13 protein-coding genes are annotated in these 14,975 nt (G+C 38.8%); 10 read left to right on the top strand and 3 right to left on the bottom strand.

Annotated elements, in window-relative coordinates:
- Positions 1-126 precede the first annotated feature (126 nt).
- Complete coding sequence (locus tag AC2117_RS06560; protein WP_133972774.1) at positions 127-651, bottom strand: flavin reductase family protein; 525 nt, start codon at positions 649-651, stop codon at positions 127-129.
- Between the two features lie 172 nt (positions 652-823).
- On the opposite strand from AC2117_RS06560, the gene AC2117_RS06565 reads away from it, so the two are divergent.
- The 9 genes from AC2117_RS06565 to AC2117_RS06605 all read left to right on the top strand — a co-directional run bounded on the left by AC2117_RS06565 (position 824) and on the right by AC2117_RS06605 (position 11,812).
- A complete protein-coding gene (locus tag AC2117_RS06565; protein ID WP_133972776.1) occupies positions 824-1,600 on the top strand; it encodes a HesA/MoeB/ThiF family protein in 777 nt (258 codons plus the stop codon).
- 58 nt (positions 1,601-1,658) lie between these two features.
- Positions 1,659-2,957, top strand: a complete 1,299-nt coding sequence (locus AC2117_RS06570) for an ABC1 kinase family protein (protein ID WP_133972778.1) — start codon at positions 1,659-1,661, stop codon at positions 2,955-2,957.
- 15 nt (positions 2,958-2,972) lie between these two features.
- Entirely contained in the window at positions 2,973-3,353 is a 381-nt protein-coding gene (gene folB, locus AC2117_RS06575) for a dihydroneopterin aldolase (protein ID WP_133972780.1), read from the top strand.
- On the top strand, positions 3,310-3,747 hold the full coding sequence (locus AC2117_RS06580; RefSeq protein ID WP_133972782.1) for a 2-amino-4-hydroxy-6-hydroxymethyldihydropteridine diphosphokinase: 438 nt from the start codon (positions 3,310-3,312) through the stop codon (positions 3,745-3,747). Before folB ends, AC2117_RS06580 begins: the two co-directional genes overlap by 44 nt.
- A gap of 258 nt (positions 3,748-4,005) precedes the next feature.
- Positions 4,006-5,715, top strand: coding sequence for a potassium-transporting ATPase subunit KdpA (gene kdpA / locus AC2117_RS06585; protein ID WP_133972784.1), 1,710 nt, complete (start codon positions 4,006-4,008; stop codon positions 5,713-5,715).
- Between the two features lie 8 nt (positions 5,716-5,723).
- Positions 5,724-7,763, top strand: coding sequence for a potassium-transporting ATPase subunit KdpB (kdpB, locus tag AC2117_RS06590; protein ID WP_133972786.1), 2,040 nt, complete (start codon positions 5,724-5,726; stop codon positions 7,761-7,763).
- Positions 7,764-7,776: 13 nt separating this feature from the next.
- Complete coding sequence (gene kdpC / locus AC2117_RS06595; RefSeq protein WP_133972788.1) at positions 7,777-8,382, top strand: potassium-transporting ATPase subunit KdpC; 606 nt, start codon at positions 7,777-7,779, stop codon at positions 8,380-8,382.
- A gap of 38 nt (positions 8,383-8,420) precedes the next feature.
- Entirely contained in the window at positions 8,421-11,084 is a 2,664-nt protein-coding gene (locus AC2117_RS06600) for a sensor histidine kinase (RefSeq protein WP_133972790.1), read from the top strand.
- Positions 11,085-11,095: 11 nt separating this feature from the next.
- Positions 11,096-11,812, top strand: coding sequence for a response regulator (locus AC2117_RS06605; protein ID WP_133972792.1), 717 nt, complete (start codon positions 11,096-11,098; stop codon positions 11,810-11,812).
- A 99-nt stretch (positions 11,813-11,911) separates the two neighbouring features.
- Here the strand turns inward: AC2117_RS06605 and AC2117_RS06610 are convergent, their stop codons facing one another.
- Entirely contained in the window at positions 11,912-13,336 is a 1,425-nt protein-coding gene (locus AC2117_RS06610; protein ID WP_133972794.1) for a glutamine synthetase family protein, read from the bottom strand.
- 407 nt (positions 13,337-13,743) lie between these two features.
- On the opposite strand from AC2117_RS06610, the gene AC2117_RS06615 reads away from it, so the two are divergent.
- Entirely contained in the window at positions 13,744-14,292 is a 549-nt protein-coding gene (locus AC2117_RS06615; protein ID WP_133972796.1) for a DUF2799 domain-containing protein, read from the top strand.
- A gap of 46 nt (positions 14,293-14,338) precedes the next feature.
- On the opposite strand, the gene coq7 is transcribed toward AC2117_RS06615, so the two are convergent.
- The gene (gene coq7 / locus AC2117_RS06620) at positions 14,339-14,974 is read right to left on the bottom strand and encodes a 2-polyprenyl-3-methyl-6-methoxy-1,4-benzoquinone monooxygenase (RefSeq protein ID WP_133972798.1); all 636 of its coding nucleotides are present in this window, start codon (positions 14,972-14,974) and stop codon (positions 14,339-14,341) included.
- Between the last annotated feature and the right edge of the window lies 1 nt (position 14,975).

Consider the following 14,975-nt stretch of genomic DNA (forward strand, 5'->3'; position numbering starts at 1 on the left):
AAATTTTGACGACAAAAAACCGCAATTGCTCTGCGGTTTTTTGCAATTGAAACGAAATCAATTTTTTGATGATTAAAGCTTAGCTTTCACTTGTTCGCCAATTAAATAAAAGGTTCCACCCGCAATTTAGTGCAGGCTTCGAAGCTCTTTCGGTGCGTCTTGAAAGTACCAATGTCCATCTTTAAAAACGCGGCTATCTGCCCAAGCGCCCACAACAGAACCAATAAATAAATCATGAGCTGACTGATTGTGAGGTTCTGGAATAAGTTTACACACGAGCCATGCAATGCAACCTGATACAAGCGGGCTTGTAAGACCTTCTTGATAAAATAACTCAACCCCACAATGCTCAAGTTTTTGCGGGTCATCTAATTTACTAATTGTACCAAGTTGATGCGTCATATCGAGCTGCGCATAGCAGGGAACTTGTAGGGTGAAATAACCGCTTTGTTCAACAAGCTGACGAGTTTTAGTACTTTTATCGAGAACAACGGTCACTTTGGCAGGGGTGAGTTCTAATGCACATGCCCAAGCGGCTGCCATCACATTTCGGTCATCTCCATGCTGAGCAGAGACAAGTACAGTTGGGCCATGATTTAACAAACGATACGCTTTTTCTAACTCTACAGGTGCAATATATGATTGGGACATATTTAGCCTAAGTAATTAAAGAAAATAGATATTTCTATTGTTGCAGAAAGCTTAAAAGAAGTAATGCGTTGGATAAAAGTTTAAAGAATAAAACACTGTTTTTATTTTATGGCTTTCTTAATGCCCGACTTAATCATAAAATCATTTAGCCTCTAAGTGAAAGGATCAGTGCGTGACAGAGCTTCAAGATATCGATTTTGTAGAGTTAAGTGATGAAGAAATGCATCTCTATAGCCGTCAGATTTTACTTGATGGATGGGATATAGAAGCTCAGGAAAAACTCAAACTTGCCAATGTGCTGATTGTCGGGGCTGGTGGAATAGGTTGTAGCAGTGCAGAGCTACTAGCGCGAGCAGGGATTGGAAAGATTACACTCATTGATGCAGACACTATTGAGATAAGTAATTTGCAACGTCAAATTGCATTTGGTCATGAAGATATCGGACGTTATAAAGCTGAAATTTTAGCTAAACGTTTACAGAAAATTAACCCTTATATCTGTGTTGAATACTATAACGAACGTTTAGACGTACATAACATTGATAGACTTGTTGAACACCAAGATGTGGTTTTAGATGGATGTGATAATTTTACAACCCGCTATTTAGTAAATGCAGCTTGTAAGAAGCATCAGGTCGCATTAATTAGTGCTTCAGCAATTGGTTTTCAGGCACAAATGTTTATGGTTGAAGGAGATTCAGCGTGTTATGAATGTCTTTTTCCAAAAGAACAGCATAGCAACGAAGGCCTACGCTGTGCAGAGTCAGGCGTACTTGCTACTACTCCTGTAATGATAGCGTCATTACAAGCACATCACACTTTGTTATATTTAGGGTTAAATCGTGTACCTTTAAAACAGAAACTTTTACTGTGGGATGGCTTAAACATGACACAACGCATTGTGAGTTTTGATAAAGATGTAAATTGCCCACTTTGTCAGGCAAGCTAATCAGTAAATGAGATAAAATTTGCTACACTCAACCTGAATGATTTGGTTTTGAAGAAATATGAAAAAAAATATTTTGTTTGATGGGTTACGTTCCGTTGCCCGCATTGGTGAAACAGCAGTGGTTGCGGCCAAAGCTGGAATTAAATATGCAACTGAAAAACCAAGTAATGCCAAACTCATGAGAGAGACCTTTGAGTCACTTGGCTCAACTTATATTAAGCTTGGTCAGTTTATTGCGAGTACACCATCGCTTTTCCCTCGTGAATATGTAGAAGAGTTTCAAGGTTGTTTAGACCAAACACCAACACTGCCATTTAGTTATGTTCAAGGTGTGCTTGCATCTGAGTTTGAAGGGCGCGATTTAAATCAGATTTTTAGCTATATCGATGAAAAACCGTTAGCTTCTGCGTCAATTGCTCAGGTTCATGCAGCTAAACTCACTACAGGCGAAGATGTTGTTATTAAAGTACAAAAGCCTGGTGTTGAAACCATTTTATATACTGACTTAAATGTGGTGCATTGGGCTGCCAAGCTGCTTGAACGTGTAGTACCTAAAATCAAATTTGCTGCACTTTCTGAAATTGTCGATGAAATTAAAAGCCGTATGGTTCGAGAAGTTGATTTCATTGAAGAAGCACAAAACTTAGATGATTTTGTTGAATATCTTAATATTTCGCAAAACCATGCTGCGACTGCACCCAAAGTTTACCATCAGTTTTCTACACGCCGTGTTTTAACCATGCAACGTTTATATGGTGTGTCTTTGACAGATTTTAGTGTTGTAAAACAATACGCCAAAGATCCATCACAAGTACTTATTACGGCAATGAATACGTGGTTCGGTAGTTTGATGCTATGTAAGAGTTTCCATGCAGACTTACATGCCGGAAACCTAATGTTGCTCGAAGATGGTCGAATTGGTTTTATTGACTTTGGTATTGTAGGGCAGCTAAACCCAGAAGTCTGGACAGCATGTATGGCCTTTATGGATGCATTGCAAAAAACAGATTATCAGGCCATGGCTGAAAACATGCTGAAAATGGGCATGACACATAACAAAGTTGATGTTGAAGTATTGGCACAAGATTTAGAGCGCTTATTTAACGGCGTATTAATGTCTGATCCTCAGCAAATTTTGGCATCCAATCCTGCCGATTTAAACGACATTATGATGGATATGGTTGGGGTTGGAGAACGCCACGGCATTAAATTCCCTCGAGATTTTGCTCTGTTATTTAAGCAAATGCTTTATTTCGATCGTTTTATGCGCGTACTCGCACCATATACCGATATTTATGCAGACCAGCGTTTGAAAATGGTTCAAAATATGGAACCTGCTTCGTTGTTAAAGCACTAAGGTCAGTTTAAATTTATGGATGCCATTATTATTGAAGGGTTAAAGGTTGAAACAGTCATTGGTTGTTTCAACTGGGAAAGACAAATCATTCAACCTTTAATGTTGGATTTAACCATCCATAATGATTTGAGCCGAGCTGCACAGTCTGACAAACTTGAAGATACTCTCAACTATGCACAGATTTGTGAAATATCGGCTCAGACCATTCAGCAAGCGAAACCTGAGTTAATCGAACATGCGGCTCAGCTTGTTTTAGAGTGCTTGTTTAATACTTTTCCAACGATTGAGTCAATTACTATTACTATTCGTAAACCTGCCATTATTGCAGAAGCTAATGCAGTAGGAATCCGTCTTGAACGTACCCGAAACAATTTTTGCGCTCGCGTTAGCGAGTAATCTAGACTCAGAACAACACTTTACTTTTGCTTATACGCAATTGGCAACATTGGGGAAAGTGCAGTTTTCATCGGTTTATCAAATTCCATGCCGAGATGGCATTGGAGATGATTACTGGAATTCGGCATGTCTATTAAAAAGTTCTTTAAATTCTTCACAAATCGAAGCTTTTTTAAAAAAACTTGAATTAGATTCAGGTCGTGTTCGCCCATCTCATCATATTTCACTCGATGTGGATTTGATTGCATGGGGAAGCGACCTAGACCATATGCAATTTAATTCTAAAAAATTACCATTGGCACTAGATGTAAAAATTCCTTTATATGAGCTTTGGCATTGTGAAAATTTGAAGACAGATGAGATGCTTTATCCAATCGTCAATTTTAAAGTTTAATGTCTTTCAATTTAGATTTTACGCAAATTTTACGCGGGCTTTGAGTTCCTCAATAGAGAATTTACGAGCATTTTACCGATACTGAAATTCACTAAATTAGTGTTATTTCAGGACAATAAAGATGCTTATAAATTCTCAAATGCGCATCTTGCATCAGTCTGGCATTGTCTTATGCGGACTTAAAAAAAATGATATTTCTTCATTTCTCCTTATTTCCAGTTTGGCAAGTCAAGCCGTGGGATTTAGAGGAGAGTAATCATGCTAGAACTTATACTTGTTTTATTTATCGCTATTTTTTTAGCATGGTGTCTCAGTAAATATCTATCCAAAGTGATGGCAAATCAGCCGATGTGGGGTGATGGATTATTTCGTTGGATTGAAAATCCTGTTTATCGCTTGTTAGGTGTATCTCCACAACAACAAATGAACTGGAAACAATATTCTCTAGCATTTGTTGTTAGCTGTATTTTTCTTGCAGTGGCTATTATTGCTATTTTTATGATGCAAGCATGGCTACCATTAAATCCTAACCATGCACCAAATATGAGTTGGGACTTAGCGTTACACACTGTTATTTCATTTTTAACAAACACCAACCAACAGCATTATTCTGGCCAAGCTCAGTTATCTTATTTGTCGCAAATGACAGGTATTGTGGGCCTGCAAGTCATTACTCCAATGATGGGGCTGGCTTTGGTTGTCGCGACTTTAAGAGCGTTCTTTTATCAGCGTCCAAGCCACATTGCAGCCGATGTTGCCGAGCAACCAGATCAAATTTTAATTGGTAACTATTGGGCAGATGTAATTCGCCCTACAGTACGCTTTTTACTTCCACTCTGTTTTGTCTGGTCATTATTGCTCAATAGCCAAGGCGTCCCAGCAACTTTTCAGGGTGGACCAGAAGTACAACTTATTGATAAAGCCAACACTCTAGAAACTCAAAAAATTCCTTTGGGGCCAGTTGCACCGATGGTGGCTATTAAGCAATTGGGTAGTAACGGTGGTGGATGGTACGGTCCAAATAGTTCTGTGCCTTTAGAAAATCCAACACCACTTTCTAATTTGCTAGAAATGATTGCAATTTTACTCATTCCAATCACAGTAATTTTTATGGTTGGGCATTTTACTCAGCGTAAAAAGTTTGCTTACTTTGTCTTTGGTAGCATGCTTTTTATGTCGGTTATTTCAGGTGCAGCGGCTGTCTGGTCTGAGAGTATGTCATCTACAGCATCTCAACTTGCCGTAATGGAAGGTAAAGAACAACGATTTGGACCAGCCGCATCAGCAGTTTGGGCAGCTGTCACAACTCAAGTAAATAACGGTTCGGTCAATATGATGCATGATTCTTCTGCGCCGCTTACTGGTCTGGTTGAACTCATTAACATGCTGATTAATGCCATTTGGGGTGGTGTGGGCTGTGGTCTGCAACAGTTTATGATTTATCTATTACTTGCAGTATTTATTGCAGGTTTAATGACAGGTCGTACCCCTGAGTTGTTTGGACGCAAGATTGAAGCTGCTGAAATTAGGTTACTCGCGATTATTATCTTGATTCAACCTTTGGTCATCCTTACCTTTACTGCATTAACCCTCAGTATTCCGGGTCTATCAGGCATCAGCAATCCGGGACCGCATGGCATTAGCCAAGTGTTTTACGAATATGTCTCTGCATTTGCCAACAACGGTTCAGGTTTTGAAGGCCTTGGAGATAACACCGTATGGTGGAACGTCACTTGTAGTATTGCCTTACTTTTAGGACGCTTCCCGACCTTAATTTTACCCTTAATGATTGCTACACGCTTAGCTGCAAAAAGAAAAGCACCTGAAACAGAAGGTAGTCTTCAGGTTGAAACTCCAACCTTTGCTTTAACGCTGATTACGATTGTTGTTCTGCTTACCTTATTACAATTTATGCCAGTTCTTGTCCTTGGGCCAATTGCCGATCAACTTTTTTTGGTTAAAGGCTAAGGAGGCGAGTGAAAATGAATACACAAACTCATGTAAATAGCCATAAAAAAACCATGGCAGTACCAAATTTTGAAGTTTGGAAAAATGCATTTGTGAAATTGCTACCACAACATGCAATTAAAAATCCTGTGATGGCAATTGTATGGCTTGGCACAGTGGTTACTGCAATTAGTACCATTTTGGGTTACACCACACTGTTATTTGGTTTTGCAGTAACAGCTATCCTGTTCATTACCATTTTATTTGCCAACTATGCCGAAGCTGTTGCAGAGGCTAGAGGTCGTGGTCAGGCATCTTCATTGCGTGCAGCAAGAGAAAACTTAACCGCTCGAAGACTCAATTCTTTGACCGACCGTCAAGCGACTCAAGTTCCAGCAACTGAGCTTCAATTAAATGATTTTATTGAAGTTCATGCAGGTGAGCTTGTTCCAGCCGATGGTGAAATTGTAGAAGGTTTTGCCACTATTAATGAATCAGCTGTTACAGGTGAGTCTGCGCCTGTGTTACGTGAAGCTGGAACTGACCGTTCTGGTGTTATTGGTGGGACTAAAGTCCTTACAGACAGCATTATCGTGCAAGTGACTGCTGAATCTGGTCAAAGTTTCTTAGACCGTATGATTGCTTTGGTCGAAGGTTCAAATCGTCAAAAAACACCGAATGAGATTGCACTTGGCTTTTTGTTAATGGTGATGACACTCACGTTTTTAATTGTCGTGATTAGCTTGCCGTTTATTGCCAATTATTTACATGTTGAACTTGATCCAGTGGTGCTCGTGGCGTTATTGGTCTGTCTAATTCCAACAACCATTGGTGGCTTATTGCCTGCGATTGGGATTGCAGGGATGAACCGTGCACTCAAAGCCAATGTCTTGGCAAAATCGGGTAAAGCTGTAGAAGTTGCTGGTGATATCGATGTGCTTTTACTCGATAAAACAGGAACCATTACCTATGGTGACCGTCAAGCGACCTCTTTTTATCCTTTAACTTCGGTAACGGAGTCGGAATTGAGAGCTGCTGCTTGGGTAAGTTCGCTTGCAGACCCAACACCAGAAGGAAAGTCGATTGTTAAGTTAGCAAAAGAACAAGGGCTAAAACAGCAAGAACCTGAGCAGGCTGAATTTATCTCTTTTAGTGCATCAACCCGAATTTCTGGTGTGAATTTCCCTAATGGTGATCAAATTCGTAAAGGTGCGTTAGATGCCATTTTGAAATTTGTCGATGAAGATTATTCTCAAGATTTAGAGTTAAAAGCGCGTGTTGAACAAGTTGCCAAAAAAGGGGCAACACCATTAGTCGTAGCAAATCAAAATCATGTATTGGGCGTGATTGAACTCTCAGATGTGATTAAACATGGTATTAAAGAACGTTTTGCTCGTTTAAGAGAAATGGGCATTAAAACCGTCATGGTGACAGGTGATAACCCATTAACTGCTGCTGCGATTGCTGCTGAAGCTGGCGTAGATGACTATATTGCTGAAGCAAAACCAGAGGACAAATTGGCTTGTATTCGCATTGAACAACAACAAGGTCGTTTAGTTGCGATGGTCGGTGATGGAACCAACGATGCGCCTGCATTAGCGCAAGCCGATATTGGCTTAGCCATGAATTCTGGTACACAAGCTGCGAAAGAAGCAGGCAATATGGTCGATTTAGACTCAGACCCGACCAAACTACTGGCTGTGGTTGAAATTGGTAAACAGCAGTTGATTACTCGTGGTGCCTTAACAACGTTTTCTTTAGCAAATGATGTGTCTAAATACTTTGCAATTTTGCCTGCATTATTCGCTGCAGCGATACCGCAAATGCAGGTTTTAAATGTTATGCATCTGGCGAGCCCAAGCAGTGCGATTTTATCGGCATTAATCTTTAACGCGATTATTATCCCGCTATTAATTCCAATTGCTCTTCGAGGCGTGAAATTTAAACCTTCAACTGCAACTCAGTTACTACGTCGAAATATGTTGATTTATGGTGTGGGTGGTGTGGTTCTACCATTTATTGCCATTAAAGCGATCGATGTGGTGATTGTTCAATTATTTGGTTTGTAATCTGGAGTTTGAAATGAAAACTTATGTACAAAATTCAGAAGCAAATTTGGGTCAGACCTTAAGAGCATCTTTAGGATTATTAATTTTTACTCTAGTGGGGTGCGGTGCTATTTACAGTGCTATCGCTACTGGTGCTGGACAGGTTTTATTCAATAATCAAGCGAATGGTAGTTTGATTGAAATAGATCACAAAGTTGTTGGGTCAACTTTAGTGGCTCAGCCATTTGTCGGGAATGAATATTTTCATCCACGTCCTTCGGCAGCAAATTATGACCCCATGGCAATGGCGGGTACAAACTTAGCTCGTACTAATCCTGAGTTACAAAAGCAAATTGACGCTCAGATACTCGCAGTGAAAAAGCAAGATCATACAGGCAATGCACATATTCCAAGTGATTTGGTGACTAAATCGGGTAGTGGTATCGATCCACATATTAGCCCTGAATCTGCTCAGTTACAGGTTCATCGAGTAGCTCAAGCACGCCATTTAGACCCTAAAGTTGTGGAAGGGCTTTTGCAAAAACATATTGAACCTATGCAATTTGGTGTATTGGGACAAGCTTGTGTTAATGTATTAGAGCTCAATATTGCTTTAGATCAATTACAATCTACACAGTAACTTAAAAATAAAATTGTTAGTTTACCGGATGATATCAAGTGCAAAGCAATCGCGAAAATCAGGCTGAAGCCTTATTAAACCACGTTAATAGATATCAAGCCGGTCGACTAACGGTCTTTCTCGGTGCAGCGCCGGGTGTTGGAAAAACCTATGCCATGCTTGCCCGTGCCAAAGAGTTATTTCAACAGGGCACTGACGTTGTTGTAGGTATTGTCGAAACCCATGGAAGAATAGAAACTTTAAAAATTTTGGAAGGCTTACCTGAAATTGCTAGAAAGGAAATGCAATATCAGGGGCATACTTTAGACGAAATGGACCTAGATGCTATTTTGCTGAGGCATCCAGAAATTGTTCTGGTTGATGAGTTGGCTCATCGAAACATACCAAATAGTCGTCATGAACGGCGTTGGCAAGATGTCAATGAATTACTAGATGCAGGTATTGACGTATTCACCACCATGAATATTCAGCATTTAGAAAGCCTAAATGATGTGGTGTACCAGATTACTGGCATTAGGGTAAGTGAAACTGTACCAGATAGAGTGTTTGATCGTATTCGAGACATTCGTTTAATTGATTTGCCAGTCAGTGAGCTCATTGAAAGGCTCCATCAGGGAAAAGTCTATGTGCCCGATCAAGCAAATCTGGCATTACGAGGCTTTTTTAGCATTTCAAATTTAACTGCACTACGTGAACTAGCAATGCAATGCGTTGCTGAACATGTCGATTCAGATTTAAAAGAGAGTTATGCCTCTAAAGGCTTGAAGTCTATATCGTTGCAAAATGAATTAATGATTGCGATAGATGGACAAGGTTCTTCTGAGTATTTAGTACGGGCGGGTTGTCGTTTAGCAGAACGTTATGGTGCCGTTTGGACAGTAGTCAATGTTGCTAAAAGTTTAGGCACTCAGCAGACTTTAACAAACTCTGAAAGCTCATATAAGAAAGAATATATTGAAATTGATCGGGCGTTTGAACTAGCTCGGCAACTGGGTGGTCGGACAGAAGTTTTATACGGTCATCAAGTAGCATCAGTATTAATGGACGCTGCGGTAGATCGGGGAATCTCAAATCTGGTCATTGGTAAAAGTATTTCACCATGGTGGTTAAAGTTATTTAAGAAAAATTTGGCTCAGCAATTACTGAATCAAGAAAGCTCAATTGCATTAACTATTTTGCATCCGGAACAGGGCATTAAAAAGATAACTCAGTTTGAAAAGCCGTCTTTTCTATCTTTAAAAGAAAGTATTTTTGTTTTAGCCGTTACCTGTGCCAGTATTTTTATAGCGCACTTTGCCGAAGTTTTATTAGGTATTGAAGACTTTTCTGTCATTTTTATTATTTCAGTTTTAATTGTAGCAACGAAAACTAGAATGCTTGCTGCGGTAGTAGCCGCTCTTATTTGTTTCTTAGCCTATAACTTTTTCTTTATTGCACCGCGTTTTACTTTTCAGATTTCAGCACATCAAGGTGTGGTTACCGTTGTGGCTTTCTTTACAGCAGCTTTAATCGCTGGGCGCTTGGCTTCTCAATTACGTCAGCAGGTTTTATCGTTAAAAGCTGCAAATGCCTACACTACGGTGATGCAAGACTTGGCGCGTAAACTTTCTCGTGCAGTGAACCTTGAAGAAGTCATGCAAACAGGACTTATGACCTTAGAAACACAACTTCAAACTAAAGTGTGGATTTCTATTCAAGATAGAGTGATTTCATCTGACATAGAACTAAATGATAAAGAAAAAGTGGCAGCAGATTGGTGTTTGAAGCATCAACAACCATGTGGGCGTTTTACCGATACACTTAGTCAGTCAAACTGGTGGTTTTTACCATTTTTAGAACAGAAAAATAGCCTAGGTATTGTGGGAATTTACTTTAAAGATGAAGTTGTTTCTTTAAATTTTGAGCAAAAGAAACTGACTGAAAGTGTAATTGAATATATTGCGCAGGCAGCACTTCGAACCCAACTGGTTAATGAGCTTGAACAAGCAAAAGTCACCAGTGAAACAGAGCGATTACGTTCTGCTTTATTATCGTCGGTATCGCATGATTTACGCTCACCACTTGCTTCTATTATTGGAGCAGCTGATACGCTTGCCCATTTTAAAGCAGATATGTCAGAGCAAGATCAGCAAGATTTACTCGAAACCATTCATTTAGAAGGTGAGCGCTTAGATCGTTATATTCAAAATTTGCTTGATATGACACGTTTGGGGCATGAAGGCTTATCTCTAAAAAGAGACTGGATTGGTGTAGATGAATTAATTGGTTCGGCAACCCGCCGTTTGAAGCGTTATAAACCAGATACTCAAGTGTTGGTCGAATTACCTGAACAAACCATTAGTTTATATGTTCATCCAGCACTCGTAGAGCAAGCTATTTTTAATGTTTTAGAAAATGCTGCAAACTTTTCACCTCCAGATGAACCAGTCATGATTCGGGCTTCTCTTTTGTTGGATGATGAAATGAAAATAGAAATTGAAGACAGAGGAGCGGGAATTCCTGAAGATGAAAGAAACCGCATTTTTGATATGTTTTATACTATGGAACGTGGAGACCGCGGAAAATTCGGTACAGGTTTAGGACTGACAATTGTGAAAGCAATTATTGGTGCTCATATGGGTACAATAGAAGCATTTTCAGGACGTCAAAATAAAGGTACTTTAATTCAAATCAAACTACCCATTCATCCAGTAAAAGAATAAGTTGTAAAGTCATGATAAGTTCAGAAACATCGCCTGTAGAAACACGTATTGTGATTATTGATGATGAGCCTCAAATTCGTAAATTTTTAGACATTGCCTTAAGAACACAAAAATATAAAACCACTCTTTGTGAGACTGGTTACAAAGGTCTGGAGGCTTTGGCAACACAAGGTGCTGATTTAGTTATTTTAGATTTGGGTTTGCCAGATTTAGACGGTAAAGAAGTGCTTCAAGAGTTACGTAGTTGGTCGAATGTTCCTGTGATTGTGTTATCTGTACGCGCCGATGAATATGAAAAAGTTGCCTTGCTAGATGCGGGTGCAAATGACTACATGACCAAACCTTTTAGTGTTCAAGAGTTATTAGCGCGCATACGTGTCATTTTAAGAAGCCAACCCATTCAGCAAGAAGCTCATGTTTATGATGACGGCTACCTTAAAGTTGATGTCATGCAGCGTTTAGTGTGGATCGAGCAACAGCCAATTACTTTAACTCGAAAAGAGTTTCAACTGTTGACGCTGTTAATGCGCTATCAAGGGCAGCTTTTAACACAACCTCAACTGTTAAAAGAACTATGGGGACCAACCCATCAGGAAGATACTCATTATTTACGTATTTTAGTGGGCAAGTTGCGCGGTAAACTTGGAGATAATGCAATTCATCCACGTTATATTGCAACTGAACCTGGTGTTGGATTGCGTTTTTTAGCTAAACAAAATAATCATTAGGTTTATATTAATTAAAGATAAAAAAACCTTAGGGAATTTCTCCCTAAGGGTTCGCTAAATACAGTGTTTCTTTATTTTTATGCTATAGTATTTTTTTAGTTATATATCCCAATGTTGTTCTGCTTCGGTCATTTGACTATAAATATTTTGATATTCAGCCTGTTTAACTGTGTACCAATGCTCTACAAAGTCAGCTCCCAAATATCCTTTTAAAATAAGACTCCCTTTAAATATTTTTAATGCTTCTGGCTGATTGTTGGCTAATAGAATGTGCTCATCAGGAAATTTTAAAAGATGTGCAGGTTTTGGTAGTGGTAACTTATGAGATAAGCCGTAAGACACACCGGCTAAAATCGTAGCTGTAACCAAATAGGGGTTACAGTCGGCTCCAGCAACCCGATATTCTAAGCGTTGATTTTTTAAATCTGAGCATGGAATTCGAATTGCGACATTACGATTATTGGTACCCCAATTTGCTTCTAATGGCACATGATGACCAATTTTAAAGCGTCTATAAGAATTAATATTGGGCGCTAAAATAGCCATAGATGCAGGCATTAACTCAATGAGTCCGCTAATCGCGCTGAGTAATTTGGCCGAAGGTTCATCTTTTTCTACTGCTGAACTAAATACATTTTCATGGTACTGATTGAGCAAGCTCATATGAAAATGCATGCCACTACCAGCCTTTGCCAAGTTCGGTTTCGCCATGAAACAGGCAGTTAAATCATGCTTTCTTGCGACTTGTTTTACAATTCTTTTTAAAGCATTAATTTGATCGCAGAGCTTTAAAATATCATGAGTGTGTTGAAGGTTTAATTCGTATTGTCCAGGTGATGACTCTGCAACAATAGCGGTAATTTCAATAGATTGTAGTAGCGCGGCTTTTTCAACTTCTTCTAAGACTTGTTGATAGTTATTTGGTGCATCTATGTCAAAGCATTGGTTTTCCAAACATGTTTCAGTGTGATGGTTGGGTGAGAAAAGATAAAATTCCAGTTCAGCAGCCATAACAGGAAAATAATTGTTAGCGTGTAACTGATTTAATAATTTTTTTAATATATTGCGTGGTTCATATCGACAATCTGAGCCATCTTCTTCTTTCATTGATAGGTAAAGCTGGGCATTAAATTCAGGGGATAAGGCACTTGGTTGCAAGCTGCCTAAAATGGGCAGGCAAAGTCTGTCTGGTTCACCAATATATTTTCCTAGGCCTGTCTCTTCAATCACTTTTCCATCAAGACTCATTGCATAAACAGAAAGTGGAAAATAACATCCATTTGAGAGATTTTTGAGACTTTTAACATCAATTCGTTTGCCACGAATATGTCCATTTAAATCATGTAGACAAATATCAATGTGCTGAGTATGAGGATATGAGTTTAAATATTCATCGACTTCTTTCAAAAATAAATCGGGTTGGAAAGTACTGGCTTGTGTTGGTGGAGTAAAATCGTCTGATATTTTAAAAGCCTTAAGGTGAGAATCTTGTAAGTTTAAGTTTGGATAAATATGTGTACTCATTATAAAAACCTTGGTGGTTATTTAGCTAAAATCCTACCGCAAGCTGTGAGGTTAATAGCATAAAAAAAGAGTAAAATGATTAAAGAATAATTTTTGGAATATTTAGTTTTTTTGCATGAATAATCAATTGTTTGAGTCTAATCTTTATAATTAAAAATTTAAGTAAAATTAGCGTATAAGAGTGATCTAAAAGTTATCAAATTTCATTTGGTCTTATTTTTTAGGTTAAACAATGTTAGGAATTATAGCCTTTCAATTTGGTGAGATGATCAAACTGATTTAAACTTAAAGGCTTATCCAGTGAGTTAGTTTTTTTGAAGTCTTGAATAGAGCAAGATCTTTTAGGGTATTTACTGGAATTTTATTTTTGCGTTTTTTTTTAAATTTATTTTTTGAGTTCTCTTAATATGAAAAATATCGGTTTAGCCATTCTAGCAATCAGCCTCTCAGGTTGTGCTGCAATGAGCGTAGAAGAATGTAAGACTGCAAATTGGTCATTAGTGGGTGAGAAAGATGGTTCAAAAGGTTCGTCGCCACGTTTAGACCAATATTACAAAGCATGTGGAAAAGCCAATATTGTCCCAGATCAAAAGTCATATGAACGCGGGTATAAAGAAGGTCTTGGGTACTATTGCCAGCCAGCCAACATTTTTTATAACGCTTTAGAAGGTAGTGGCAGTATTAGCGTGTGCCCAGTTGAACAGCGTAGTCGTTTAAGACCTTATTATCAGGTGGCTTCCGATTACTATAATGCAAAAAATGAGTATGACCGTTATGACGAAAAGTTTAAGCAATATTCTGACAGTGCTTACAACGAAAAATTAAAGCCAGAAGAGCGTGAACGTTATCGTAAGCTTTTAAGAGAATTACAAATTGATCGTGACCGTATTAATCGAAACTATTGGAACTCAATTCGAGATATCGAGCGTTTCAAATACGATCATGGCTTAAAATAAAAATCGAATAAAGGATTGATCTGAACCAGATCAATCCTTTATTTTTTTAAAGATAATAACTGGTTTTTGTCATGAGTTTTGAAATGGCTGTCATGGTAATTTTTACAGCGTAAGGTAATTCAACGCCGCCTGCTTCCAGTGCAGTATGTCGATGATGTAATTCATCTTCATTCATTTGCTCTAAAATTTTACGAGAGCGTTCATCTTGAGCGGGTAACTGATTTAAATGATCCTGTAAATGAAGACTAACCTGACGTTCAGTTTCGGCCACAAAACCTAAGCTATATTTGTCACCTACAATACCGGCAAGAGCACCCATACCATAAGAAAGGCCATACCAAATTGGGTTTAATAAACTGGTATGACTATTTAGCTCTTTTAAACGAACTTCACACCAAGCTAAATGATCTTGTTCTTCAACTGCCGCTTGCTGCATTTCTTGACGTACATTCGGTAATTTTGCCGTTAATGCCTGACCATGATAAAGGGCTTGAGCACAGACTTCACCACTATGATTAACACGCATTAAACCCGCTACATGGCGAGCATCTTCTACCCCTAGTTTTGCTTCAACTGTTTCGGCTGGATTTTGGCGCTGCGCTGCTGTTGCACCCGGAACAAGACTACGTAATGCCTGATCAAAAGAGTTAATAAGTCGATCGATGCCTGTATATTGGCGCATA

This window comes from Acinetobacter calcoaceticus (genome assembly GCF_900520355.1).
Taxonomy (GTDB): Bacteria; Pseudomonadota; Gammaproteobacteria; order Pseudomonadales; family Moraxellaceae; genus Acinetobacter; species Acinetobacter calcoaceticus_C.